We start from the raw sequence: 26,274 nt of genomic DNA, 5'->3' as shown, positions 1-26,274 counted from the left end.
AATTAGCGGCTCTTTTATTTTTAATTTACCTAGTAAATTAAGCGTTTAACGATGCCATATCAATAACAAAGCGGTATCGTACGTCAGACTTTTCCATACGCTCGTATGCAGTGTTAATTTCGTCTATGTTGATCATTTCGCACTCAGGTAGCACGTTATTTTCACCACAAAAATCGAGCATTTGTTGCGTCTGTGCAATACCACCAATAAGTGAGCCTGCAATACGACGACGACCCATTAATAATGGCACCGTGCTTAGCTCATCTACAGGACCAACTTGGCCTACAATAACTAAAGTACCATCTACATCAAGTAGCGGTGTGTAAATAGATAAATCATGTTTTACAGGTACCGTATCTATAATGACGTCAAAGGCAGATTGCGAGTCTTTCATTTCGTCATCATTAGATGACACTAAGTAGTGCTGAGCACCCAATTTAACCGCATCATCTTTTTTAGACTCACTACGGCCAATTACCGTAACGCTTGCGCCCATTGCAACTGCATTTTTAACAGCCATGTGGCCAAGTCCGCCTAGACCAACAACACCAACACGGCTACCTTTTTTTACGCCCCATTTATGAAGTGGCGAGTAAGTAGTAATACCTGCACAAAGTAGCGGTGCTACGCGAGAAAGGTCTAAATTTTCTGGCACGGAAAGTACGAATTCTTCGCGTACAACAACATGTTTAGAATACCCACCTTGGGTCATTTCACCACTAATGCGGTCTTTACCTGCGTAAGTACCAATCATGCCTTCGCGGCAAAATTGCTCTTCGTCGTTATCACATTGGTCGCAGCTTTGGCACGAATCAACCATACAACCAACAGCAACCGTGTCGCCTTGCTTATACTTTTTAACGTCGCTACCTACCGACATAACTTTACCAACAATTTCGTGCCCAGGTACCAATGGGTAGTCACTGCCACCCCAATCATTTCGTACAGCGTGTAAATCTGAATGGCACACACCACAGTATAAAATTTCAATTTCTACATCGTTATTTCGTAAATCGCGGCGCTCAAAAGAAAATTCTGTCAATTCAGAACCTTGGCTTTTTGCTGCATATCCTACTGTCTTCATAATAACTCCATAGTGGTTAAAAATTTAAATCATCAACAGCATAGTACATAGCCTGTGAATAGAACCTGACAATATAAAATCGGCACAAAAAAAGCCCAAACACTGTTTGGGCTCAATCGTTAGTACTAGGGCGCTAAATTTAATTATTTTGCAAGTAAGCTGTTTAGTTCATTAATAATTGAATGAATGCGCTCTGCATTTTTTCCTAAATCACTACGCCCTACTCGCGACTTACTACGAATATCAACAAAACGTTGGCTGCCTTCATCTTTAATACGAATTACCACATCGTCTTTAAAACCAAACCACGTTGTTGTATCGGTAGCTTCCACAATACCTGTAGCCGTATTTGCACTTACCACTGCAAAGCCAAGATTTTTAACTGCTTGTTCGCTTGCTGTCATTAAATCGGCTTTAGATTGTGCAAAGCTTAAAGTTACCAGCTCCGGGTATGCTTTGCGTTGCTGTACTGCCGTTTCTTCACCCGCGTATTCTACTGGGTTAGATGCATTTGCACGTAGTGGTGCGATTGCTACAAATTTTGGTGGATTAACTAAATCAGTTGAAATGTCATGAATTGCCGGTACGCCTTCAGCCTTGTTCATCATATTAAGTGGCATAGCAATAGCCACAACCGAAAATACAAGTGCAATAACACCACTGCTTAGCGTTAACGTTTTACGCATAAATAACGCTTGTACTATAAGTAGCACCAATGCAGCGCCACCAGCATAAACGCCAAATTTAAACCCCGTAAACGCAACGCCTAATTCTACAATACCAAATTTATACAAAGGCCCTGGCAGTATGACGAGTAAAAAAGAGATTAAACTAACTAAGCTCACTAAAATTTTCATTTTATGATTCCTATATTGTGTGTGATTTTTATTATTAAAACAGATAAGCACTATTAACCAGTAGCTTATACTACTAACAAGTGCTTTTAGATTACTATTAGCGACTAATTACACAAAAAAGTCCAATGTTGTGTGATCAAAGTTACTCAAGTTTGGAAAAATATCAACAAGCTCAGAGCTTGGCACACCAAACCACTGAGCCAATGTGGCAAAGTACTGCTCATTAGCAACACTTGGAATTAAACGCCCGCCACCGGTATCTTGTGGGCCATCCAAATGTTGAGTTAGTAGCTCGCCATATATATTGCCGCCTTTTACTGCGCCGCCCATTACTATTTGGTTTCCTGCCCAACCATGGTCAGTGCCATCGCCATTTGAGGTCAACGTGCGACCAAAATCAGACATAGTAAACGCAGTCACTTTATCTGCCATATCAAGCTCTTTCATCGCGCTATCAAATTCACTTAACCCTTGAGCTAACGTATTTAATAAAGCAGGGTGCGTTGTTAATTGGTTATCGTGCGTATCATACCCCCCCATAGAAACAAAAAACACTTGGCGCTGAGTGCTCAATTTTGCCTGTACGCTAATTGTTTTAGCGACTGCTGCAAATTGCTCACTAAGGCTATTATCGCTAAATGGGGTAATAAGTGCAGGCGCGCTTTCTAACGCGCTGTTCATTGCTTGAGTGTTATTTATCGCACTTGTTAAGCCATTGGCATAAGCTGTACTTAACGGATGGCTCGTATTACCTAGTAAGCGGTTCATAATAGAAGTTACGTGCTCGCTACGAGGTTGATACCCACCAAACGCGTTAATACTACTAATGCCACTTTTGTTAAGCGCAAATGCATTGCTAGCACTTCCCGTTTGCCATAAATTAGTACCGTCGAGTGATACATTAGCTGCAAACTCATCTTGTAGCTCTAAACGTTCTAAAAGTCGTGCGCCCCACCCGCTATTAAGTGATTGTTTTTCTCGACCATACATCCACGCAGCTTGCTGATCGTTATGCGAAAACAAATGCTTAGGCAAACCTATTGTTTTATTTTTATAGTCACTCAATGTTGTGGGAGCGAGTAAAGTACCTACCCCACCTATAAATGCTAAATTTTGAGATTCAAACACATTTTGTATAGGTTCAAGTGAGGGATGAATACCGACTCCACCGGCAAACTGGCTTTTAATACTTAACTCAAGTGGGCTCTCTACCGCTAGGTTCTGCCTACTTTGCTCGTAAACACTACGTTGCTCGCCTTCAAGCGGAACGAGCATATTTAACGAATCATTCCCCCCGTATAAATACACACACACTAATGCTTTGTAATCACCTAGCTCAACAGCATTAGTCGCTCCAGTTAATGCTTGTAATTGCAGGCTCGTTAACGCGGCAGCCGATACGCTTCCTTTTACACATAACGACAAAAACTCTCTTCTATTAATGCTCATTATGCGATCCTAATACTGCACGTTAAATTCAGGTGAAATAGCAATCATATATAATAAATACGAAACCCGTTCACGGTATTGCTCTTCATTAAAATAGGCATCTAAATCAAGTAATGCTTGGCGTGTGTCACTGCTCATTGCGCCTGCAAAATATAGCGTGTTGTACTGAGTTAATAGCGCGCTAACACCGTGTTTCTCTAAAACATTCATGTCGTCTTGAATATAAACATAAATACCATTTGAATTTAAATCACTGTGCGCTTCAGCGGTACTCCACACTAAACTTGCGTAAAGCGCGTTCATGGTGCCAATCAGTGTTGCATCGTTTGCTATTTGTAATTCTGGCGCAACAATACCTTCATTTCGCAAAGCTGCGGTTTGATAATCAGGCCTAAAAAAGTTAAATACCGAAGCCGACTGCATGGGCCCTTGCCCGTAGTTATTTATTAAATTCCATGTTTTATAATAACCCGCTGGCGATTTAGCATCTAGATTTCGCCAAAACTGTACAGTTTTTAAAATAGGCTCTTTAATTTTACCTTGGTAATTAAGCACTGAGCCAAAATGCCGCGCTTCATCATCTAAATATATAGCCTTTACTACAGCCGCTAAATCGCCGCGTACACCAGCGCCATTATCAATAAATACATTAGCTGCTCGCTCAACGTATTGGGGTGTTGGGTTTGAGGTAATTAATCGCTGAATAAGCTGCTTGCTAATAAACGGCGCAACATTTTGATGGTTAAATAAGTTATCAAGGGCTATTTGCAATGACTCTTCTGCTACATAACCTTGTGGTATAACCTCACCGTTTAGCAAGGTTTTTTGTTTACTAGAATGGTACTCGTCAAATGCTTCCATTGGCTTAATATAATCACGACTTTTGCGCTTAAATGTTTCACTATCGGCAAACGTCCAACCTGTAAATACGCGTGCAAAACCCTCTATTTCTGACTGTCCGTAAGTGGCAATGGTATTACCTTGTGCATCAAGCTTGGCGCTGCCATCTAGGTTTAGCTCTTCAAGGCCAATAGTAAATAACTGCATTACTTCACGTGCGTAATTTTCGTCTGGGCGAATATTAAGTGTATCGTCTGCTTTTTCGTTACCCAAATGGCTTAAATAAGTCCCCATAATAGGCGAAAGCGTCACATCTTCGAGTAAGTCACGATAATTACCAAAGGCATGCTTTAGTAATAAATCGTAATAAGTGATCATGCCCTCAGGTTGGCCTCTTAAGGCACTGTTTTCATCTGACACTACTAATATTTCACTTAACGCAAACGCAACACGTTGACGAAGTTGATCGTCACTTTGCATTACTGCCTTCCACCATGCGTCTATGCGGCTTATGTATTTAAAGTCATCATCGTCATTTAACTTTACTAAATAATCACGGTGATAATTAATCGGTAGCGCTATTTGCTTATCAAGCCATTGCTGCTCGCTTAAACCTTGTGCGTTTTGTATTTCACTGAGCTTAGGTCCCATTGTTGCTTGGTGTAGCAACCGTGCGGCGCTAATCTCATCCATATTATTACGTGCTGTAAAGCTTACTGTTTTTACACTGCTTGCCCCTTCATTATCGGTTGCTGTGACCGAAAAAGCATAATCAACAGGCTTATAACTTTGCGCATTTAGCAGTGTTACTGAGGTGGTTACTGCCTCTAAAGGCCCGCTAATTAGTTCAGGCCCTTGCGTTTGTTGCCACACAACCGATGTAATAGTGCCGTCTTTATCACTGGCTGTTGCTGTTAGCTCAATTGTTTGGCCTTTACTTAATTCACTAGGAATATCAGCTACTGACAAAATGGGGATTTTATTTCCGTTAACGGTTGGCGTATTATCGGAGCCTGAACCACCGCAAGCGCTTAGTATAAAAACCGAGCTTGCGATCAGAGCAAATTTATAATGCATGTAAAGTCGTCATCATTTGTTAATTAAAGTACGCTAGTGTGTACCGAGTTTGATGCATTTATTGAAACACAAAATTTACAATTTAACTCTTTATTTTTTGTAACCGAATCATGAACGCCCCATTAATAATGCATTAGCTGCAGGGGTAAACAGCCAGAGCTTTATTATTTATGAAAACAGAAATTCGCTATTGTTTTGAATCTTCACAAGTTGCTAACCGGTTTTTACACGAGCTGAAAGACTGGCCGGTTAACGATGTAAAAACACGACTTTTTAATGGCGGCGATAGTGTAAAAGTGACATACGAATACGACGAAAGTGGTTTTGATTACACTTGCGCCGAACTTGACGACCTAGCACAGAGCCATGGCGGGAAAGAGGTTTAAGCGTTTTATAATAAAAAACAGCTGATGCACCTTTAATAATTCACTTGAATTATATAGATTTGATTGATGTTTTATCTCTACCTGAGTTTTTCGCTTCGTAGAGCATTATGTCAGCTTCTTTAATTAGTGATTGCATAGACACATTATTACCACTTAAGGTTTCTTTTGTAGCAAATACACACCCAGCACTAATTGTTAAATATTTACGTACAGGCGACGCTTCATGAGGTAGATTTAATTCCCTAACCGTCAAAAGCAATTGCTGAGATATATCTACAAACTCTTCATAAGAAAGCTGTTTAAAGAATAATATGAACTCTTCGCCGCCATAGCGCGCCACTGTACCTGTGTTTTGCTTTGCTACTTGCTTTAGCTTTTGGGCAAGAGCTTGTAAAACGGCATCTCCCTCTTGATGACCATAAAAGTCGTTATAATTTTTGAAGTGATCTACATCAACTAACATCACCCCAAAAGAGCCTTGGTCTTGTTGAGCCTGTGTCCATTGCATTGCAATAATTTCATCAAAGGCACGCCTATTATAAATTTGGGTTAATCCATCAATTTTACTTATTTTTTCAAGCTTAGAGTTTTGCTCTTTTACTTGTTTAATTAACGCATTAAACCCGCTAATTAAAACGCGCATTTCTAAAAATTGATTAGTGAACCTCAAAGGCTGCAAATCGTTTTTAACCAACATTGAATTAATAGCGGACGCACCACCAATAAGCGGTTCAATAAAGTAACGATTTACAATATAAAAACCTAATAATGACATTGCAAAAAACATAAACAAAATAAGCTTTAAATAGTGATCAAATAAAACTGGCAGTGTTTGGTGATGGTGCTTAATATTCAAAGCAAGCAATGGCTTAGCATTTACATCTAGAATCACCCTCTTCCTTTGAGTGGCAATGTCCTCTCCTTGGAGGCTCCCTTTAAGCGTCGCAATATCGTTTAAAGAACTAGCGTGTTCTATTTGTGAATAGCTAAGCTCTACTTGTGCAATCTCAGCTAAGGACTTGATCAACGACGGTCTTACTTTTTTCACAAAAACAATACTACCAACAGGCTCACCTGTTTTATCTGTTCGCTTTATTACATGCGATGCAAACATGACAGGGCCGCCCGCTGTTTGTAAAAAACCAGAATGGCTTAAACTGTTGTCGTCTTCAGAGGCTTTTGAATTAGGAATAATTGCGCGGTTTAATTTATTAACCTGTAAATTTAAATCAGGCGCATCAAACTCGGTATGCTTAATATAATCATACGCTTGTCCGTAAACCATATTAAAGTTTATATCGTAGATAAACACACCATCAATTTTGAGAGAATAGAAGGTATCCCCTACAAAGTTTGAATCTACATATTCTGCGTCAAAATCAGCCATATAATCATAGGTGTCATCCCATACGGCGTAGTCATAATTGAGTGTTTCTAAAAATATAAACTCTCTATCAAGCGCAATTTTAAGACTTAATAATTCACGATTTTGATAATCTTCAATACTAGTGTTTATGGTCGGCAGGCTAAAGAAATAGCGGTACCCAACTAATAAACTTGTTACAAAGCACATTAAAATCAAAGTACCTATTATTACAAAAAATCTTAATGTCATAGTCTCTATCTAATCGTGTAAAATTAAGTCAAAGTAGCTTACGTTTTATGCTTTAGACTTGCTGCATCTAAATAATAAATAATAAATAATTAGCTTCTTACTAAAGCGTAGTATAAATTCATGAGCAGGAATAAACAAAGCTTACTATTAAATTTTATAGCGTTAAAATTTTAGCCCTTTCAATAATATATTTAATATAGACATAAAATTATACCAATTCGCTTAATTAAGTGGTCTATTTTGAGGGCGGAAAAACGTGTTGATAGCTAGGCAAGAAATTCGCTATTTAGTTGTTCTAAATGAGAATTTTTTAACGCAGGTAGCGACACGTTTAGCCCCGCAAAATGATTAAGTATTATTGCGGATTGGTATTACACATTTAAAGTAGTACAAAAAGCTGAAATTATTCCACCACAGAAAATTCAACTTTTGATGGAGACGAACTCGCAAGCTCCAGTACTTCGTAATAATTTAAACCATCTATTTTTTTGCCAATAATAAAGTAATTCATTTCCCCCATCATGGTCGGGTCGCCCATAATATCTTCTAAGCTTTGCACGTCAGAAAATTGAATTGCGATTAAGGCGCCTAAAAAACGCATTGAATCTTGAGGCTTTAATGCTTTTAAAACTTTATTAACTCCCATTTGAGTTGTCTCTGGTGTGGAGCCATCAAATCTAAAATCATTTTTTGTGCTAACGCATGCACTAAGCATTAATATTGATAATGCGATAAGTAAATGTTTCATATATATCCTTATTTGTTATTCGTGATACTTGCGGATCATCGCCACTTTGCCGTTTTCAATTTCGATCACTTCCATCATTGTGGAGGTATACTCAATTGGCTGCTTATTTTGCGGGTGAATACCTTTTACATAGTTTTTATAACGAATAGCAAAGCCTGTATCGTTAAACACAAATATATTAAGCAGTGTGCTTTCAAACAACGTGTGCGCACCTAAGTAAAAACTCATACCTTTGCGCATCTGCTTTTTACCATCAGGAGTACGTGAGTCATCCGGTTGATACGGAATGTGCTGATTGCCAATATCATCGGTTAACAATGCAAGGTAAGCCTCAAGCTCTTTAGCACCTGCGTTAGGTGCTTGTGTGGCGGTCATGGCGTTGTAATAACTTTGTGCAAACAACTTTAGGTCTAACGTCTCATCGGCACGGGCTGAAAAGCTAAAAAATATAATTAATAGAAAGCTTAGCTTGCACTTCATAACGATTACTCTTAAAAAAAGTATTTTTACTAAAACGACTAAATTTATTAATACATTAATTTTTTAGCGCAGCTTTTCTTGCAAGTTCTTTTATATCTTCATCGATATTGTCATCAAAAGACATTGAATAAATTCTCCAACCTTCTTTCACTTTAAAAAATTGAAATTCAAAACGAATAGGCTGCCTATCGTAGGTTACTAGGTAGGTTACATGAACAAAAAGCTCCCCAACTTTATAATCAGAAACCTTATTAATGAAATTAATTTCACCAACAAGATCATCAAGTGAGGATAGCTGTGTTTTTATCTGTTTTACCTGATCAGGTATCGACGACACATATTTATTACTTGCGTAAATGGAATCAACAGCATCGCTTATTTTTTCATCAGAGTACAATTCAAAAAATTTATCAACTTCTTCTTGGTAATTGTTAGCACTGACACCCGATGAGAGTAGAAGTAAAGCAGCAAATATTATTTTCATTTTTAACATTCCTTATTGTTTCTAATATAAAAACACACTATTTAAAGTAAATAAAGTTATAAAATACGGCAAATTACATTTTGCTCTTTACTCTATTTGTTGCAACGCTGTTGGCAGGGTCGTCTGGCCAAAAATGCTTAGGGTAACGACCTTTCATTTCCTTTTGCACATCGCGGTAACTGCTAGCCCAAAAGTGGGCTAAATCTTGAGTAAGTTGCAATGAGCGTTTACCTGGCGATAGCAGCTCCATAAGCAGTGGCAGTTTACCGTTGGCAAGCATAGGCGTACTGGTCAAGCCATAAACTTCTTGCATACGCACACTTAGCTTTGCGGGGCCATCAAGCTGGTATTCTATTTTTATATTTGAGCCACTTGGCACCGTTAAGCGCAGTGGTAACAGTGCTTTTAAAGCGGTTTGTTGTTGCCAATCAAAACAGTTTTGTAATGCTTCAAAGTAGTTAAACTTTTTAAGCTGCGTGAGCGTTTTAATATCTTCTAAAAACACGCTTAGCCACTGCGCTGCATTTTGAATGAGTTGTTGCTCATTTGTTTTTGGAAATTTATCGGGTAATAACTTACTTGCTAGACTCATACGTATCAATAATTGCTGCGCATCAGGTTGCTCGTTAAATAATGCAAAACCGTGTTTAGCAAATAAGTTTAGCCACGCTTTAGCGCGCTCGCTCTTATCTAGTTTTTGTTTACTAGGCTGGCTGCTGAGCGTTATAGCCCCGAGCTTTACTTCATCTTGATGAATAAAACGTGCTGATTTTTCGTCAAACTCACAGCGAGTAAGTTCACTAAATAAATGCGGTAAAAATTCTTGTAACTCAAATGGGTTAAGCGCGGTGGCTGCAAATATACGCCCTCCTTTGTGCCCGCCCATGGTTGCTATAGCTAAGTAATCGTCGTTGTGCCAGTAATCGGCATTTAACTCAGCACCTGCACCATTGGCAAGTAGGTAACCATTACCGCGTTTTTTAGCGATGCGATCTGGGTACGCCAATGCCACTAGCAAACTAATATAATGCGTATTTAATTCGCTGTTTTCGTCTTTTACTTTTAAGCGGCTTTGCCAATATTTTAACTGCTGTTTAAATACCGGATGCGGACGTTGCTGTTGGCTATGCAACGCTAAACTCAACTCGTTTGCACTGTTTACTCGGCTCTCAAGTAATGCCACTAAATAAATAGCGAGCCTAAAAATATCAGAGAGTTGGTCATCAAGTATTTGTGCTTTTAATAGCATATGCGCCAAACGAATATCAGCACCAAAACCTAGCATTTTACTGCCAAGCGGTGTGAGCTTACCTTTGCTATCAATAGCTTCAAGCATGTTAAGCAGGTTACTTGCTTGCTCGCATTGTTGCTCAGTGGGTTTATCGAGCAAGGTTAGCTCATTAATACTGGCTCCCCACTGCTTTGCCTCAAGCATAAGTTGGCTTATGTCTGATGTGAGTATTTCGGGATTGTCGTGGCTATTACGTCGCTCAAAGGTTTGCTTTGAGCCAATTCGATAAACAATACCCGGCTCTATTCGTCCTGCACGCCCTGCACGTTGCACAGCAGACGAGCGCGATATACTTTGTGTTGTGAGCTCTGTAACCCCTGTTTTTAAATTAAAGGTAGCTGCACGGCGCTTGCCGCTGTCAATTACAATGCGTATGCCTTCAATAGTTAAACTGGTTTCGGCTACATTGGTGGTAAGCACTACTTTGCGCATACCGTTTGGTGCAGGAGCAATAGCAGCTTGCTGATTAGCTTTATCTTGCTCGCCAAATAGCGTTGCGACTATGCAGTTACTGGGTAAATCGTTCAGTGCTTGTTGCACGCGTAGTATTTCAAATTGCCCAGGTAAAAACACCAATGCGCTACCGGTTTGCTCATTAAGTGCTTGTTTTATTATGCTAGGAATTGCATCAAGCCAACGGCTTTCATCTTTTATGGGTATGTATATTTCGTCTATTGGGTAGCTGCGACCGCTTGATTGAATTACAGGGCAGTCAAAAAACGCTGTATAACGCTCAGTATCAAGAGTTGCCGACATAAGCATAATGGTTAAATCTTCACGCAGCGCACTTTGGGTCTCGAGCGCAAAGGCAAGTGAGGTATCGGCTGCAATTGAACGCTCATGAAATTCATCAAATATCAGTAAATCAATATCGCTTAATTCGGGGTCGTTTTGCAACATGCGCGTTAGCATGCCTTCGGTGACTATTTCGAGGCGCGTATTAGCGCTTACTTTACTCTCGCCCCTAATCCGCAAGCCCACACTTTGCCCAACACTCTCGTTTTGGCACTTTGCTAGGTAGCTGGCTATATTACGAGCAGCTAAACGGCGAGGCTCTAGCATTACAATACGTTTAAAATGCCCATCGCGCATTAGTTGCAGCGGCAACCACGTAGATTTACCCGCACCAGGCGGCGCTTGTAATAACGTAATAGGATTACTTTGTAATGTAGTAACGAGTTGTTGATATATGTCTTGAACCGGCAGCACAGCTATTTACCCTAAATTGCTTTGCAGGCATTGTAACAAAAAACCGCAGCGACACCGCGGTAGATGTTTATTAATAATTGCTATTAACTACCCGACACCATTCTAATTCGATCTGCAGGCACTCGTAATTGCTGCATTAAGTAAATTTTAAATGAGGCTTCGTAAGGTTGCCCATCAACCGCTTTTTGCATGCATAAAAGCCATGCATCACTTTGCTCAATTCCTACATGTAAATGTTTATGCGCTTGAGGTATGTTAATACTACCAAAATGTTCAGCGTATAATTTAGGACCACCTAACCAGCCCGACAAAAAATAAGCGAGCTTTTTTCGCGATGCCGATAAGTCTTTTGAATGCATACTCCTTATATTTTCAGCCTCTTTTAAAGCGTCCATATTATCGTAAAACGCATTCACCAATTGTGTAATACCTGCTAACTCACCTGCCATTTTGTATGAGCAGTCACCCACTCCGTATTCACACGTTTTTGTATTCATAACTCACTCAGGTTAACTACTTTGTTTAATACCTGCATATTAGCTTAAAACAAAAATTTAAGAATGAGTTACATCAAAGCGGCGTAACTTATGTCAGCAATAATTACAGGCTGCTATGTATATTTTTTAATAAATAGCGCAATATTAAAAACAAAATCGCTCAACATAAAAATATAACCAACTGATAATAAAAACAATAAAACCATTATTATTCCTTGGTACAAGGCTTGCTACTTTATAACTGACAGTTAATTCACTAACCTAAAGTAAGGATAAACTTATGAACAGCGATCGTATCGAAGGTAATTGGAAAGAACTTAAAGGTAAGGCTCAACAAAAGTGGGGCGATCTTACCAACGACGATTTAGATAAAATTGAAGGTAGCCGTACAGAGCTAGTTGGTAAAATCCAGCAGCAATACGGTAAATCTAAAGAGGAAGCAGAGCGTGAAGTTGATGAGTTTGAAAAAGGTCGTTAAACCGCGTTAACCGCTTTTAAAAAAACCGCCATTTGGCGGTTTTTTTTGTTTAAGCTGTAGGTTATTTAGCTACGCTTTTAATTGGTTACCAATCGGTAACTGCCTAATACGCTTTCCGCACGCTGCAAAAATAGCATTACATAATGCTGGCGCATAAACTGGTGTAGACGGCTCGCCTACTCCTGCTGGTGGTGCATCACTTTGTACAATTTCAACGTCAATCTCAAGAGGTGAGTCGCTCATACGCGGCACACGATAATCATGAAAGTTACTTTGCTGTACGCGCCCTTTATCAAAGGTAATACCATCACTGATTGCAGTTGTAATACCGTAAATAGAGCCACCTTGGGTTTGGTTTTTAACGGTGTCGGTGTTTACAACCGTACCCGCATCAATGGCAACCCACGACTTAATTACTTTTAAATCGCCAGCATCCGACACTTCTACTTCAACTACCGTAGCTACGTAAGTTAAAAAGCTTCTGTGTGCTGCTATGCCTAAACCTCGACCTTTAGGAAGCTCTCGCCCCCATTTACTCATGTCAGCTACTTTTTCAATAACATGGCGCAGTCTGCCAATATCTAAAGGATAAACCGCTTTATCGCCACCGTAATTATCGTATGTGGCATTTTGCTCAGTTACATCAACAATGCGACTCGGACCTATAGTGTCTAGTAAATAGTCTTTTTGGTCGCGACCGGCTTTGTGCGCTGCTTCGCCAATAAATGACTGAATAGCAAAGGCATGAAAAATATTTGATACAGAACGCATCCAACCAATTCGTGCTTTGGCTTGCGCATCACCGTTTTCTAACTTCATGTTAGGTGTGTTAATAGGGTTATCGGTAAATCCTAAGCGCAGTTCAAAGCTTCCTGGCGTAGTCGCCCCTTCTGAAAAGGTAGAGGTAATAGGTGAAAACGCGGTGCGGTGTAAATACGATTCTATTGCGCCATTTTTATCTAGCGATGCTTCAATGTGCTGAGCCGAAACTGCATGATAAAAACCATGTTGTATGTCGTCTTCACGCGTCCATTGAACACGAATAGGCTTGCCTACTTTCATTGAAAGGTAAGCTGCTTCTGCTGAAAAGTCAGGTTTTGACTTACGCCCAAAACCGCCTCCCAACATGGTAACGTTAACGTTAATTTTGCTCTCATCCATGCCAAGCATTGCAGCCACTGTTTTCATATCGGCTTGTGGATTTTGCGTAGCAGCCCATATATCAACACTGTCTTTGTTGTACATAGCTGTTGCACAAGGCGGCTCCATTGGTGCTTGAGCAAGATGCGGCGCGTAATAATCAGCTACCAGCTTATTGCTCGATTTAGCCAACACGCCCATGGCATCGCCTTTATCACGTATGTTTGCCTGTGGAGTTTGTACTGTTTTTAATAATGACTTTTTAAATTCTTCTGAATTGTAATCGCCATTTTTGCCATCATCCCACACCACTTTTAATGCTTTACGCCCTTGCCATGCAGCCCATGTGTTTTTAGCTATAATCGCTATTCCACCTTTTGGCTGAAACTGCGGTGCGCCTTTTGGTGCAGGTATTTCAATAACATCTATAACGCCGTTTATCGCTTTTGTAGCACTGGCATCAAATGACTTAACAACACCGCCTACTACTGGCGGGCGTTCAATTATAGCCACCAGCGCTTGTGGTTCGCGTACATCGGCTGCAAATATTGCTTTGCCTGTTACTAAGTCGGCTAAATCTATGTGCGCCATGCCGGTATTTATATAGCGCCATTCTTTGCGGGTTTTAAGTGTTAGTTTGTCAGCTTCTGGTGGCGTTATTGTAAGCGCTAAGTCGATTAAATCTTTATAAGTAAGCGATTTACCTGAGCTGTGTGTAACAACGTGTTGATTGGCTGTACAGGTTTGTGGGTCAACTTTCCAATACTTAGCGGCAGCGTGCTGCATCATGTAACGCACACTTGCGCCCATTTCACGCAGGCGCTGCATGTTGTAGCGAATACTGCGCGAGCCATCGGTATTTTGATCGCCGTATTTAGGGTCGCCCTTACCCTGAATAACAATAACCTTATCCCATGCGGCTTCCATTTCATCGGCAACTATTTGTGCAATCGCGGTGCGAATTTGCTGACCCATTTCAGAGCGATGGCAGGTTATTTCAACCATGCCGTCTGGGCGCAGTGCAATAAATAAGTTTGCGCGTTTTGCCAGCTCAGATGGCTGTTCTAACACACCAGCAATCGCTCTTGGCGCACTGCCTACAAAATAAGTACCGAGTACCAACGCACCTATTGCACTGGTTTTTAAAAACTTACGACGGTTTAAATCAAAGTATTTGTTATCTTGGTTCATACTTCTTCCCCTTGTTCATTTGGGTCAAAATATTGAACACTCGCCATTGTTTTAGCGGCTGATTTAATTGCTTTATGAATGCGCGGGTAGGTACCACAACGGCAAATATTTCCCGACATATTACTTACTATTTCATCGTCGGTAGGGGTTGGGTTTGCAGCTAATAAGCTTGCAGCTTGCATCATTTGGCCGCACTGGCAAAAACCACACTGCGGTACTTTATGCTCAACCCATGCTTGTTGCACTGGATGGTCGCCCTGCTCGCTTAGCCCTTCAATTGTAGTAATTGAAAGACCCGCTACTGCCGCTACAGGTAATACACACGAGCGCTGAGCTACCCCATCAATATGTACGGTACACGCACCGCACTGAGCCATACCACAGCCAAATTTAGGCCCAGTTAAATTCAATTCGTCTCGGAGATACCATAATACTGGCGTTGACGGATCGCCAGAAAACTCATGTTTATTACCATTAATGGTAAGCGTGATCATACTAAACTCCTTGGCAAAGCGCTTTACAGGAGGGTTCCTTGTTGCGCGAGAACTATTTTTAATTACTTACTATTTTATACTTACTACTTTTAGCCTACCACTTAGATCTGTTTTATAAAAATACTAATTATTAGAACGTTTAAACACATTGAAATTATTAACGCCTGATTATTAGTATTATGACTAGGCTCTGCTGAACTTTGTGGATTAAAATTTGTTCTAACTAGAGGCAATTTAATCGCGGCGGGAGGTTTGTAAACAACAAAGCGTAAATTGCCCCTATGCAGAACCCTTGGGGCAGCGCATGTTAAACCTCGAAAGATAAACAGGCCCTAAATAAAAGTTTAAAAAGACTATTAATAAAAAAAACCGCCATTTGGCGGTTTTAGATAGTGTAAATAAGCTTTTAACTATTAATTAAAACGGCGTCTACCAAATAAAACCACTGATAGCAGCGTAAGTAAGTAATAAATACTGCCACCTGAGCTAGAGCCTGAATCAGATGATGGAGTCGCTAGCGCAGCAGCTTGCTTACCTTCAACGTTTATAGTCACAGTTTGAACTGCAGAACTATCAAATTTATCTTTAGCTACATAGCTAAACGTTACTACATGATCTGATTCGCTCGTAGGAGTTAGTTTAAACAATCCAGTATCAGGCTCAAATGTTAAAGTTCCTGAGTTTGGCTCTGTTACCACTTCAAATTCAAGTGTATCGTTGTCGCTATCTAATGCTGAAAAGCGACCATTCACTTCACTCTTATAAGAGGTGTTATATGTTACATTTTGAGCTTGTGGGGCTGTATTTGTCAGTTCAATAACAACATTATGAAGCTCTGATTCAACTAAAGAATCTTTCACTATAAAGCTAACTGATACGGGCTCAACCGAGTCACCACTTGGTGAAAAGGTCACGCTACCTAAAGCAGAGTCCATTAACTGAATTTGCCCATGAGCAGGCGAATTTTTAATTTGAAATACTAATGGCTCTGCGTCTTCATCCATACCTTCTAGATTAAAGTTAAGCGGTGTATTCCAATGAGTTTGCAGTGTCATATTATTTGCTGTTGGTGCTGTATTTTTTAGCTCTAACGTTAAGCTTGATAACGCTGAACGTGAACGATCTTTTACTGTGTAGTAACTAAGCTCGTCAATGCCTACAGCGCCCGATGGTATATAAGTTAATAGACCCGCCTGTCTGTCGGTAAACTCGACCCTACCCAGAGTTGGTCTCTTATTTAAAACTACATAATCAATATCATCTGATACAGGTAAATCTATTTGTATGCTTTTTAAAACATGATCAGAGTAGCTTACAGCTTCAGGCTTAGCTAAAGGCTCAGCAATTTGATTAGAAAACACCTCCAATGACTGACCTGCCAACAAGGTATAATCAACATTATTATACGTAGACGTTGCTAACCAACTGTCATTATTATTACGCTCAACAGTGTATGAAACCACATTGCTATCTAGGTTATATTCACCAAACTGATCTGAACACGAATACTGCACAAACCCAGCTCTTACAGACACAATGTTATTTAAAGAGTTTTGGCACACTTCACTAATTAATGTTGTCTGCCCATTTAAAGCCACTTTATAAAGTGAGCCGTTATAGGTAGATGCAACTAAAGTTTCTTCTCCATTAATAACAGTGTTAACCAAGCCGTTAAAACTTTGTTCTAAAGCAACTTTAGAGATAGTGTTTTCAGAGTAGTCATAACTAATGAGGTAATCACTAACGAGACTAACCACATCTATATTTTCGTTATTAAGAAAGCTTCCAGTTACTATTGAACTCATACCGCCCCAATAAAATCCTAAGCGAGGCGATGTTTTTAATAACTCTCCAGTTTGCCCATTTAATACTTTAAAAAAGGTACCTTCACTTCCTGTATGCTCAGCACCATTACCTACTATTATTTCTAGCTTGCCATCATTATTAATATCTAACGTTGTTAAGGTACTAATGTAGTCTCCGTCGCCAAGATATGTTTGAAATAGCTCTTCACCCGTTTCAGGTGAAAACACCTGCACATTCGCATCGTATATAGCAGAGCTGCCAGCAATAATATAATTCTTACCATCATCAAACAGCTGAGCAGTAGCAACTAAATTATTATTATCCCAATCGTTATTAACGTTTATGTTTGTAAGGATTTTTTCATTAGTTTGTGTATCTACAATATGCAAAGCGTTACTGTCACGCTCGGAATAAAGTATATCTAAGCTTCCGTTATTATTAATATCAGCAAGTGCTAACGCTTTATTTGAGTAGTACTTAATGCCTTTAGCCCACTGTTGAGTTTTGTCATCCGTGTTGTGAATATAAAAACCATCTTCACCTGACGAAGAATAACCTGAGCCCCAAGCAATATTTTGCTTACCATCACCGTTAAGGTCATCTACAACAATGCCCGACACACCATGCTCTGGATTATTAATACTCCAAAACTCAACACCTGTTGTGAGTGAAAGCGCGTATAAACTCCCCCACTGACCATCGCCGTAAACTAAATCGTCGGTACCATCATTATCGATATCTGCAACTATTACTTTATCAATATCTAAGTCGCTTTGGGCTGTCCATAAAATGCTTTCAGTGCTTGGGCTTAGCATTTCTATGCTGTACCAACTTTGCCCATTAATCACTTCATCTAAGCCGTCGTTATTAATATCAACAGCAATTAAATGCTCGCCATTAATACTTACACTAAGTTGTTTGTGCAGTACAAATTCTGAATTTTCGAATCTATATACCGCACCATCACTAAATAAAACTTCTTTTGCATTAGCCTCAGTAAATGAGCCTGTCACAAAGTTTTGTGGTACGTTTTCAAGTACCGCAATTTCAGATAAATCGAGCGAGTTAAGAACAAAAAGCTTACTGCTTTGATAAACAAAAAGCTCATCTTGCCCATCGTTATTTATATCAAACTTATCTGCTGCTCTTGGGTAATAAAACTCTTTACTTAGTTCTATCTCTTGAGTGACTAAATTAACTTTATGTACTGCGTTATTTTCTAAAACATATAAGTAGTATGTATCTGCCACTGTATCTTTAATTAGCGTGGTATCTTCAATATAGTCATCAAAGTCGTAGCGAGCAGTTACTTCATACGCACCTTTCACATATTCTATAATATTAAAATTGCTCTCTTGGGCGGATATAATGTGCTTACTACCCATACCCGACAAAGGTGCCACGTATAAGCCTTTTCGACCTGTTGAGTTGCCTAACGAAAATTCACGAAATACGCTGCTAAGCTCTATGCTTTCCTCGTCTGAGGCAGCTTGAGTAAGGCTATTATTTTTTATAATTGGCGCGAGTAGAGGTTTTTTAGATAAACTTTCAAAATGAGCTTTATCAAAATTTATTTTTTGATCGTTAATTAAAACAGCATCACCGTAAGTATTTTCTTGAGTGTTTTTTATAGGCTGAGCGTGAGTATTGGCATTCACTGAATACGCGCTCATCATGAGCAACGTAAGGCAAGATAGTTTAATCAATTCCATAATCCTTTGTATTTCTTTATTTAATCACGTCACTACAACTGCAACGTTCCATTAACACGGCATTATATAGAGTACCAACCGGAAATAAAGAGGCGATTAACAAAGTTTTACAAAGGGATAGAAGAAATAAAGTAATAACATTTAACTTGCAGCTAAAGCTACTTTTATAGAAATTTTATCCGCATACTTACTAATAAAAAGCGATTAATGAGTGCTTATAACATCTTCAGACAACAATCGCTCATCGTCTTTATAAACTTCAAGCCAACCTGGTGGTGATGTATCGCAGCCAATAATGGTTACTTGTAGCACATAACTATAACGACCACTTTTAAACGTATAGTGATGATTCCCGCCGCTGCCCTCAAATGTAATATCGCCATTTAGTAAAACCATATCAGGCTTGTCACTTGGCTTTTTATTAATACCCCACACTGCATACCGAAAATTATGCTCGCCTAAATCATCAACACGAACATGATAGTTAGCCGTTTTCCAATTGAGTACTGGTTTTTCAAAAGTATTAATACTTGCGTGCAAGGATTGTTTATCGTCTTCGATTAAGCTTTTAGCAAGTGTCTGCTCTTTAGTATTTTGAGTATTTATACCGATAATTTTACCGCCGGTATCAACCCACATCACACCGTTATTTAGCATAATGCCGCGCCAACCAACTTTCTCCCAATCGGTGTCAATTTTTGAACTGGCAATAACTGCCACTAGCTCATCATTAAATACTTCATCAAAGCGGTTAATAAACTCAGCTTCATTTTTAATGTCAGGTATGGGGTATCGTCGTTTTAATGGGTAACGAATAAGTGTAGCAATTGCAGGTTTATCGTCACTTTCAAAGGCTGCAATAACAGGTAAAACACTCCCGTGATACTTTTGCTCAAGAGCAAATGTGCTAGATGTGAAAAGTAGAGATAGGCAAAGTAAGATGAAATTTAGATACTTCATTTTTAGTCCTTTAGTTTTTGATTCGCTATTATTTTCTGCAACTTATTAACCAGATGTTTTATATCAGTAATAGCCTGATATAAATCATGAGGAAGAATATCAATTACCTCGTTTTCTTTGGTATACCCATTTCTATGAACTATATCATGTCTTATGTCGATGATTAATTTCACTTTAGAAGTGTCTATATTTATTTTACAACCAAGTACTTTTTCATACATTTCCATGGTTTTATCAATTTTGTGAAATAATACTTCACTAACGCACTTAATTGCCAACCCACTTAAATCCATTCCTGATTTAGATAAATCAAACAATGAATATTTCGTATTTCTTATTTGTTCCAAACGCTCTATCGCATTATTGAGATAAACTTTATTTTCAGATATTAAAGCTTTTATTGAGTCCCCTAAGAAAGCTTCTAGAAGTGTTACTGAGTATGAATAACACATCTTAATTATTAAATTTTCATTAAGAGGTATAGGTTCAGAAAGTGAATTTTCAGCAAGTTTTTTGATATTGGTTAACTCAGTCACAAAATTTTGATAGATATCAACTGAGCCATTTTCTTTTAACCATTTTATCTCTGAAATCCATTCATATTCATCATTTAAATAATCTTGATAAGCTGAATAGTCATTGAGTAAACTTTGCCACTCCTCAGATTCAACTGTTAAATTTTGATCAGTAAGCCTTTCGCGAACCCATTTTTCAGCCTGTTTCTCTTGTTCACCAAATAAAACTTCTTTTATAGAGCTCAAAATATTTCCTTATAATTTATGTTTAAATAATGAATATATTAACTATTTTTAATACTTTAAAAATAAGTTTTCTTAATAAAAAATAAAAAACGAGCCAAATTAGGCTCGTTTTTTGTTTTAACTGATAGTTGACCGCTGCGCTTTTACTCCGGATCATACCCCAAGTTAGGTGATAACCATCTTTCAGCTTCTTCAAGCGTCATATTTGTTCGTTTAGCGTAGTCTTCAACTTGGTCTTTTTGCACTGCTGCTACTGCGTAGTATTTAGCTTCTGGGTGTGAAAAGTACCAACCTGAAACAGCAGCACCTGGCCACATGGCGTACGAGCTAGTTAGCTGCATGCCAATGCGTTTTTCGGTATCGAGCAACTGCCAAATTTTCTTTTTCTCGGTGTGCTCTGGGCACGCTGGGTAACCTGGCGCAGGGCGGATACCTTGGTAATTTTCGCGTATTAGCTCATCGTTTGCTAGGTTTTCGTCTGGTGCAAAACCCCAATACTCTTTACGTACTTTTTCGTGTAAGTATTCTGCAAACGCTTCGGCAAGCCTGTCGGCAACCGCTTTAATCATTATTTTATTGTAGTCGTCTTGCTGTGCGTCAAACGCATTTGCTAAGTCGTCTTCTTCTAAACCGCCCGTTACTGCAAACGCGCCAAAATAGTCTGGTGTACCTTTGGGTGCTATGTAGTCGGCTAGGCAGTAATTAGCAAAGTCGGTTTTTTCGGTTTGCTGACGTAAATGGCATGAGGTCGTTAATAGCTCTTTGCGTGTTTCGTCGGTGTATATTTCTATGTCGTCCCCAACGCGGTTAGCAGGGAATAAACCTATTACGCCAAGTGGTTGCAAACTGCCTGCTTTTTCAAGGTCGTCTAACATGTCGTTAGCGTCTTTAAATAAGCTTTGCGCTTGCTCGCCTACTACTTCGTCGGTCATTATGCGCGGGTATTTACCAGCGATTGACCACGTCATAAAGTATGGCGTCCAATCTATGTATTTACGCAAAGTAGCAATTGATACGTTTTTAAACTCGATCACGCCGAGCTTTTTAGGCACTGGTGGCGTGTAGTTATCCCAATCAAGCTTTGCTGCGTTATCGCGGGCACGCTGAATAGTAACAGGCTTAGAGCGAGGTTTTTTACGCGCTTGTTGCTCGCGTACTTTTACATATTCAGCTTGGGTTTTTTCTAAAAAACTAGGCTTATGCTCTTTTGATAATAAATTAGATACTACACCTACCGCACGGCTGGCATTACTTACATACACTACGCCTTTGTCATATTGCGGCTCAATTTTTACTGCGGTGTGCGCTTTAGAAGTAGTAGCACCACCAATTAGTAGCGGAAGTTCAAAACCACGGCGTTTCATTTCTTTTGCTACGTGTACCATTTCGTCAAGCGATGGGGTAATTAAGCCCGACAACCCAATAATATCAGCTTTTTCGTCGATGGCGGTTTGCAGTATTTTATCAGCAGGTACCATTACGCCTAAATCAATAACTTCGTAGTTATTACATTGTAGTACCACGCCTACAATATTTTTACCTATGTCGTGTACGTCGCCTTTTACGGTCGCCATTACTATTTTACCGTTAGTTGAACCTTCTTCTTTTTCAAGCTCAATGTATGGGTCTAGGTAGGCCACGGCTCGTTTCATTACGCGCGCCGATTTAACCACTTGTGGTAAAAACATTTTACCTGCGCCAAATAAATCACCTACCACGTTCATGCCGTCCATTAACGGCCCTTCAATTACGTGAATAGGTTTAGCTGCTGCGGCGCGGCATTCTTCGGTATCTTCATCTATGAATGTAGTAATACCTTTAACAAGCGCGTGCTCAAGGCGCTTTGCAACAGGCCATGTGCGCCACTCTAAATCTTCTACTCGCTCGGCTTGCGCCATACCTGAATACTTAGGTGCAAGCTCTACTAAACGCTCGCCTGCGCCTGAGTCGGTGTTAAGTATTACGTCGGTAACGGCTTTACGTAATTCTTCTGGTATATCATCGTAAACGGCTAGTTGCCCCGCATTTACAATACCCATGTCCATACCCGCTTTTATGGCGTGATATAAAAACACCGAGTGAATAGCTTCACGTACGGGGTTATTACCCCTAAACGAAAACGATACATTTGATACACCGCCCGACACTTTACAGTGCGGCAAATTTTGTTTAATGCGGCGTGTGCCTTCAATAAATTCTACGGCGTAGTTGTCGTGCTCTTCAATACCGGTGGCTACGGCAAATATATTAGGGTCGAATATAATATCTTCTGGCGCAAAGCCAATGTCTTCTACCAATATTTTATAACTGCGCGCACATATTGCGAACTTACGGTCTGCCGTGTCGGCTTGCCCGTCGGTATCAAACGCCATTACAACAGCGGCTGCACCAAAGCGTTTTATTATTTTAGCTTGGCGAATAAACGGCTCTTCGCCCTCTTTTAGCGATATTGAGTTAACAATTGCCTTGCCTTGAATACACTTTAAGCCTGCTTCTATTACTTCCCATTTTGAGGAGTCGACCATAATTGGTACGCGAGAAATATCAGGCTCTGAGGCTATTAAGTTTAAAAACTTAACCATGGCGGCTTTTGAATCCAACATGGCTTCGTCCATGTTTATGTCAATAACCTGTGCGCCGTTTTCTACTTGTTCGCGTGCAACTGTTAGCGCGGCTTCAAAGTCTTCTTCCATGATTAAACGTTTAAACATGGCAGAACCCGTTACATTGGTACGTTCGCCGACATTAGTAAATACTGCTATTTGTTGGGTCATGCTGGCTCCTTAATTTAAGTTACAGGCTTCAAGGCCTGATAAACGCATGCGTACTTCAAGCTCTGGCAGTTGGCGTGGTTTAACGCCCGCTAAACCTTTTGCAAAAGCGCGAATATGCGCAGGCGTGGTGCCACAGCATCCGCCTACTATATTAATAAAGCCCGATTTACCCCAATCGATAATTTCGGTTGCCATATCGCCCGCTTCTAAGTCGTATTCACCAAACTCATTTGGTAAGCCCGCATTAGGATGTACCGATGTAAAGGTTTCGCACACGCGCGATAACTCTTCTACATACTGGCGCAGTAAATCAGGACCAAGCGCACAGTTTAGACCAATTGAAATAGGCTTAATATGGCGAATAGAATTATAAAATGCTTCGGTTGTTTGCCCCGAAAGCGTACGGCCAGAGGCGTCGGTAATAGTACCCGAAATCATAACTGGTAATTTACGACCTGCTTGTTCAAAGGCTTCTTCTACGCCAAACGAGGCGGCTTTTGCGTTAAGGGTGTCGAATATAGTTTCGATTAGTATTAAATCGGCGCCGCCTTCCATTAATGCAAGTGTTGATTCAATATACGCAGTAACCAGCTTATCAAAGGTGACATTTCGGTAACCCGGATCGTTTACGTCTGGCGAAATTGAACACGTTTTAGATGTCGGCCCTAAAACACCGGCTACATAACGCGGTTTTTCTGGCGTTTTAGCCGTAAATTCATCACAAATGGCGCGTGCTAATTTAGCCGACTCTAGGTTTATTTCACGGCTTAGGCTTGCCATGTCGTAATCTTCCATCGAAATAGTGGTCGAGTTAAACGTGTTGGTTTCGATAATATCGGCGCCCGCTGATAAAAAACCACGATGAATGTCAGTGATTAAATTGGGCTTGGTTAGGCTTAATAAATCGTTATTGCCTTTAATTAATACATGCCAGTCTTTAAAACGCTCTCCGCGATAGTCTTCTTCTTCTAGCTTATGATCTTGGATCATGGTGCCCATAGCGCCATCTAAAATTAAAATGCGTTCTTTTAATGCGGCACTTATTTCGGCTTGCTTATTATTTGTAGGCGCGTTATTCGGCATAGTTGTTAGTCCTCACGTCTTGGCTAACTAAATTAATATCATACGGTGTGGTTTGGTACACGTAGTAATTTAACCAGTTCGAAAAAAGTAAAAAAGCATGGCTTTGCCACGTTTTTGAAGGTTGTTTGGTTGCATCGTCATCCGGAAAATAATTTTCGGGTTTTGGTGCATTAGGGCTTTTTTTACAATCGCGGTCGTATTCTGCTTTTAGCGAGTCGGCGTCGTACTCTGGGTGACCGGTTATAAACACTTGGCTACCCGATTTATTTTTAAGTAAGTAAGCCCCTACTCGCTCAGAACCAGCCAGTACAACTAGCTCATCGCAGGCGTTTATTTTATTTATATCAATGTGGCCATAACGCGAGTGCGGTACTAAAAAGGTGTCGTCGAACCCGCGAGTCAGTGCGCCGTGATCAAAGTAACATTGGTGGGTAAATACGCCACACAGTTTGTCGTCTTTTAAATCGCGTTTTAAATTGTAACGGTGATATAACGCTGCATGTGCTGCCCAGCAAGAAAATAACGTAGAGGTAACATGTTGCTCAGCCCAATCAATAATAACCTTTAGCTCATCCCAATACGCTACATCGTCGTATTCTAAATGGGCAAGTGGCGCACCGGTTACAATTAACGCATCGTAATTGTTGTCTTTAACCTCAGAAAAATAACGGTAAAAGGTATCAAGGTGCTCTTCTGAATTACTGCTACTGCGGTGAGTGTCGAGGCGCAGTAGTTCTACGTTTACTTGCAAAGGCGAGTTGGCAAGCAAACGAATAAACTGAACTTCGGTTTCTACTTTATTAGGCATTAAGTTTAAAATAGCCAAACGCATTGGGCGTATTTCTTGCGTTTTTGCACGTGTTTTTGGCATTACAAATACGTTTTCTTGACGTAAACGTGCAATAGCCGGTAACTCGTCTTTTACTGTAATTGGCATATTTTTACTCCTGCTCATAAAAACCGAAAGTTAATTATGAACTGAAAGTAAAAAATATCAACCTCTAGATGTATAGATGTCTAAATGAAATTTATTCATTCTATTAAATTAGGATTTACCGAGATGGTGTGTATGAGGAAAAATGCCTTTATTATAAAATAAGCAGCTTTAATATTTTGAAGTAACGCTACTAAAAACGAGTAGCGCATATACAGTTAAAAACGGTAAACCACAGATAAATTAAGTGCGTAAATATCGCCTTCATCTGTATCAAAATATTGGTATTCAGCGCTTAATTGCCAGCGTTGAGTTAACCTAAAGTCAACGCCAGTTCCGTAAGTTACGCCGCCTTCGTCGTAGTTTTGCTCAGTTATTAACGTAGAATTTGTATCTGTACCAGTTATTGATTCTGCAAGGTTTTTTAAGTCGCCTTCATTGTAACTTAATTTATTTCTACCATAGCCACCAAATAAAAACACATCAGCTCGAGATGAAATTGGATAATTAGCTTTTACAAATATACTTGTTTGCAAATCAAGGCTTGAATCGATTTCGCTCTTAATGAATTCTGAGCTAAGCGAACCGTCCTGTGGGTTCTGAGTGTAAACAATTCCGTTTAGAGGAGTTGACTCATCATTTAACCCAAAACCTATACGCCCTTCTAATGCAAAGTATCGCGAAAACTGATATCCAAACCGGCCATAAAGCGTTGTAAACTGTATGCTATCACTCTCGTATACATCAATTTGCGTAGACCCTATCCCTATTCCTTGGTAATAACCATTTACATGGAGTATGTCTGCTTGGCTCGAAAATGAGTATAAACCTAAAAGTAATGCCCCTAACTTTGTAACTATTTTCATGTTCATTCCTTTAAATCTTTGTAATATTTAATAATATGATGTCTAACAACAAACTAAG

The 26,274-nt window shown here is 39.7% G+C and carries 21 protein-coding genes; 2 read left to right on the top strand and 19 right to left on the bottom strand.

From position 1 onward, the window contains the following. Window positions 1–37 precede the first annotated feature (37 nt). From CXF76_RS03110 to CXF76_RS03095, 4 genes are all read right to left on the bottom strand, one after another. Window positions 38–1,084, bottom strand: coding sequence for an NAD(P)-dependent alcohol dehydrogenase (locus CXF76_RS03110; protein ID WP_007581239.1), 1,047 nt, complete (start codon window positions 1,082–1,084; stop codon window positions 38–40). Between the two features lie 143 nt (window positions 1,085–1,227). Beyond that, window positions 1,228–1,941, bottom strand: coding sequence for a DUF1499 domain-containing protein (locus CXF76_RS03105; RefSeq protein WP_101163026.1), 714 nt, complete (start codon window positions 1,939–1,941; stop codon window positions 1,228–1,230). 108 nt (window positions 1,942–2,049) lie between these two features. Then, window positions 2,050–3,390, bottom strand: coding sequence for a DUF1501 domain-containing protein (locus tag CXF76_RS03100; protein WP_010555167.1), 1,341 nt, complete (start codon window positions 3,388–3,390; stop codon window positions 2,050–2,052). A 9-nt stretch (window positions 3,391–3,399) separates the two neighbouring features. Then, window positions 3,400–5,307, bottom strand: coding sequence for a DUF1800 domain-containing protein (locus tag CXF76_RS03095; protein ID WP_024589258.1), 1,908 nt, complete (start codon window positions 5,305–5,307; stop codon window positions 3,400–3,402). A gap of 170 nt (window positions 5,308–5,477) precedes the next feature. Here CXF76_RS03095 and CXF76_RS03090 point away from each other — a divergent pair, with 170 nt between their 5' ends. Then, complete coding sequence (locus CXF76_RS03090) at window positions 5,478–5,693, top strand: hypothetical protein (RefSeq protein ID WP_002958138.1); 216 nt, start codon at window positions 5,478–5,480, stop codon at window positions 5,691–5,693. A 49-nt stretch (window positions 5,694–5,742) separates the two neighbouring features. Here the strand turns inward: CXF76_RS03090 and CXF76_RS03085 are convergent, their stop codons facing one another. From CXF76_RS03085 to CXF76_RS03060, 6 genes are all read right to left on the bottom strand, one after another. After that, complete coding sequence (locus tag CXF76_RS03085; protein WP_232785089.1) at window positions 5,743–7,308, bottom strand: diguanylate cyclase domain-containing protein; 1,566 nt, start codon at window positions 7,306–7,308, stop codon at window positions 5,743–5,745. A gap of 403 nt (window positions 7,309–7,711) precedes the next feature. Next, a complete protein-coding gene (locus CXF76_RS03080) occupies window positions 7,712–8,056 on the bottom strand; it encodes a DUF6694 family lipoprotein (RefSeq protein WP_101163025.1) in 345 nt (114 codons plus the stop codon). Window positions 8,057–8,071: 15 nt separating this feature from the next. After that, a complete protein-coding gene (locus CXF76_RS03075; protein WP_101163024.1) occupies window positions 8,072–8,536 on the bottom strand; it encodes a nuclear transport factor 2 family protein in 465 nt (154 codons plus the stop codon). 55 nt (window positions 8,537–8,591) lie between these two features. After that, entirely contained in the window at window positions 8,592–9,020 is a 429-nt protein-coding gene (locus CXF76_RS03070) for a hypothetical protein (RefSeq protein ID WP_024593532.1), read from the bottom strand. Window positions 9,021–9,093: 73 nt separating this feature from the next. Further along, window positions 9,094–11,520, bottom strand: a complete 2,427-nt coding sequence (gene hrpB, locus CXF76_RS03065; protein ID WP_101163023.1) for an ATP-dependent helicase HrpB — start codon at window positions 11,518–11,520, stop codon at window positions 9,094–9,096. Window positions 11,521–11,603: 83 nt separating this feature from the next. Then, window positions 11,604–12,017, bottom strand: a complete 414-nt coding sequence (locus CXF76_RS03060; protein ID WP_101163022.1) for a group II truncated hemoglobin — start codon at window positions 12,015–12,017, stop codon at window positions 11,604–11,606. 280 nt (window positions 12,018–12,297) lie between these two features. Here CXF76_RS03060 and CXF76_RS03055 point away from each other — a divergent pair, with 280 nt between their 5' ends. Next, window positions 12,298–12,495 (top strand): CsbD family protein, encoded by a 198-nt coding sequence (locus CXF76_RS03055; RefSeq protein WP_007581220.1) that lies wholly within the window; start codon window positions 12,298–12,300, stop codon window positions 12,493–12,495. 69 nt (window positions 12,496–12,564) lie between these two features. On the opposite strand, the gene CXF76_RS03050 is transcribed toward CXF76_RS03055, so the two are convergent. From CXF76_RS03050 to CXF76_RS03010, 9 genes are all read right to left on the bottom strand, one after another. Continuing rightward, window positions 12,565–14,826, bottom strand: coding sequence for a xanthine dehydrogenase family protein molybdopterin-binding subunit (locus CXF76_RS03050; protein WP_101163021.1), 2,262 nt, complete (start codon window positions 14,824–14,826; stop codon window positions 12,565–12,567). Then, a complete protein-coding gene (locus tag CXF76_RS03045; RefSeq protein ID WP_002958127.1) occupies window positions 14,823–15,320 on the bottom strand; it encodes a (2Fe-2S)-binding protein in 498 nt (165 codons plus the stop codon). Before CXF76_RS03045 ends, CXF76_RS03050 begins: the two co-directional genes overlap by 4 nt. 413 nt (window positions 15,321–15,733) lie before the next feature. After that, on the bottom strand, window positions 15,734–18,832 hold the full coding sequence (locus CXF76_RS03040; RefSeq protein WP_198551843.1) for an Ig-like domain-containing protein: 3,099 nt from the start codon (window positions 18,830–18,832) through the stop codon (window positions 15,734–15,736). Between the two features lie 210 nt (window positions 18,833–19,042). Beyond that, window positions 19,043–19,798, bottom strand: a complete 756-nt coding sequence (locus tag CXF76_RS03035) for a hypothetical protein (protein ID WP_101163019.1) — start codon at window positions 19,796–19,798, stop codon at window positions 19,043–19,045. Between the two features lie 2 nt (window positions 19,799–19,800). Beyond that, on the bottom strand, window positions 19,801–20,559 hold the full coding sequence (locus tag CXF76_RS03030) for a HEPN domain-containing protein (RefSeq protein ID WP_101163018.1): 759 nt from the start codon (window positions 20,557–20,559) through the stop codon (window positions 19,801–19,803). A 143-nt stretch (window positions 20,560–20,702) separates the two neighbouring features. After that, window positions 20,703–23,333, bottom strand: a complete 2,631-nt coding sequence (gene metH / locus CXF76_RS03025) for a methionine synthase (RefSeq protein WP_101163017.1) — start codon at window positions 23,331–23,333, stop codon at window positions 20,703–20,705. 9 nt (window positions 23,334–23,342) lie between these two features. Continuing rightward, on the bottom strand, window positions 23,343–24,416 hold the full coding sequence (locus CXF76_RS03020; RefSeq protein ID WP_101163016.1) for a homocysteine S-methyltransferase family protein: 1,074 nt from the start codon (window positions 24,414–24,416) through the stop codon (window positions 23,343–23,345). Continuing rightward, on the bottom strand, window positions 24,406–25,353 hold the full coding sequence (locus tag CXF76_RS03015) for a homoserine O-succinyltransferase (protein ID WP_010555178.1): 948 nt from the start codon (window positions 25,351–25,353) through the stop codon (window positions 24,406–24,408). Before CXF76_RS03015 ends, CXF76_RS03020 begins: the two co-directional genes overlap by 11 nt. A gap of 215 nt (window positions 25,354–25,568) precedes the next feature. After that, window positions 25,569–26,216: a porin family protein gene (locus CXF76_RS03010; protein ID WP_024608776.1), complete on the bottom strand. Its 648-nt coding sequence runs from the start codon at window positions 26,214–26,216 to the stop codon at window positions 25,569–25,571. Window positions 26,217–26,274: the final 58 nt, after the last annotated feature.

The organism is Pseudoalteromonas sp. 78C3 (assembly GCF_002836695.1).
Lineage (GTDB): Bacteria > Pseudomonadota > Gammaproteobacteria > Enterobacterales > Alteromonadaceae > Pseudoalteromonas > Pseudoalteromonas arctica.
This window is presented reverse-complemented; position numbering and strand designations above follow the sequence as displayed.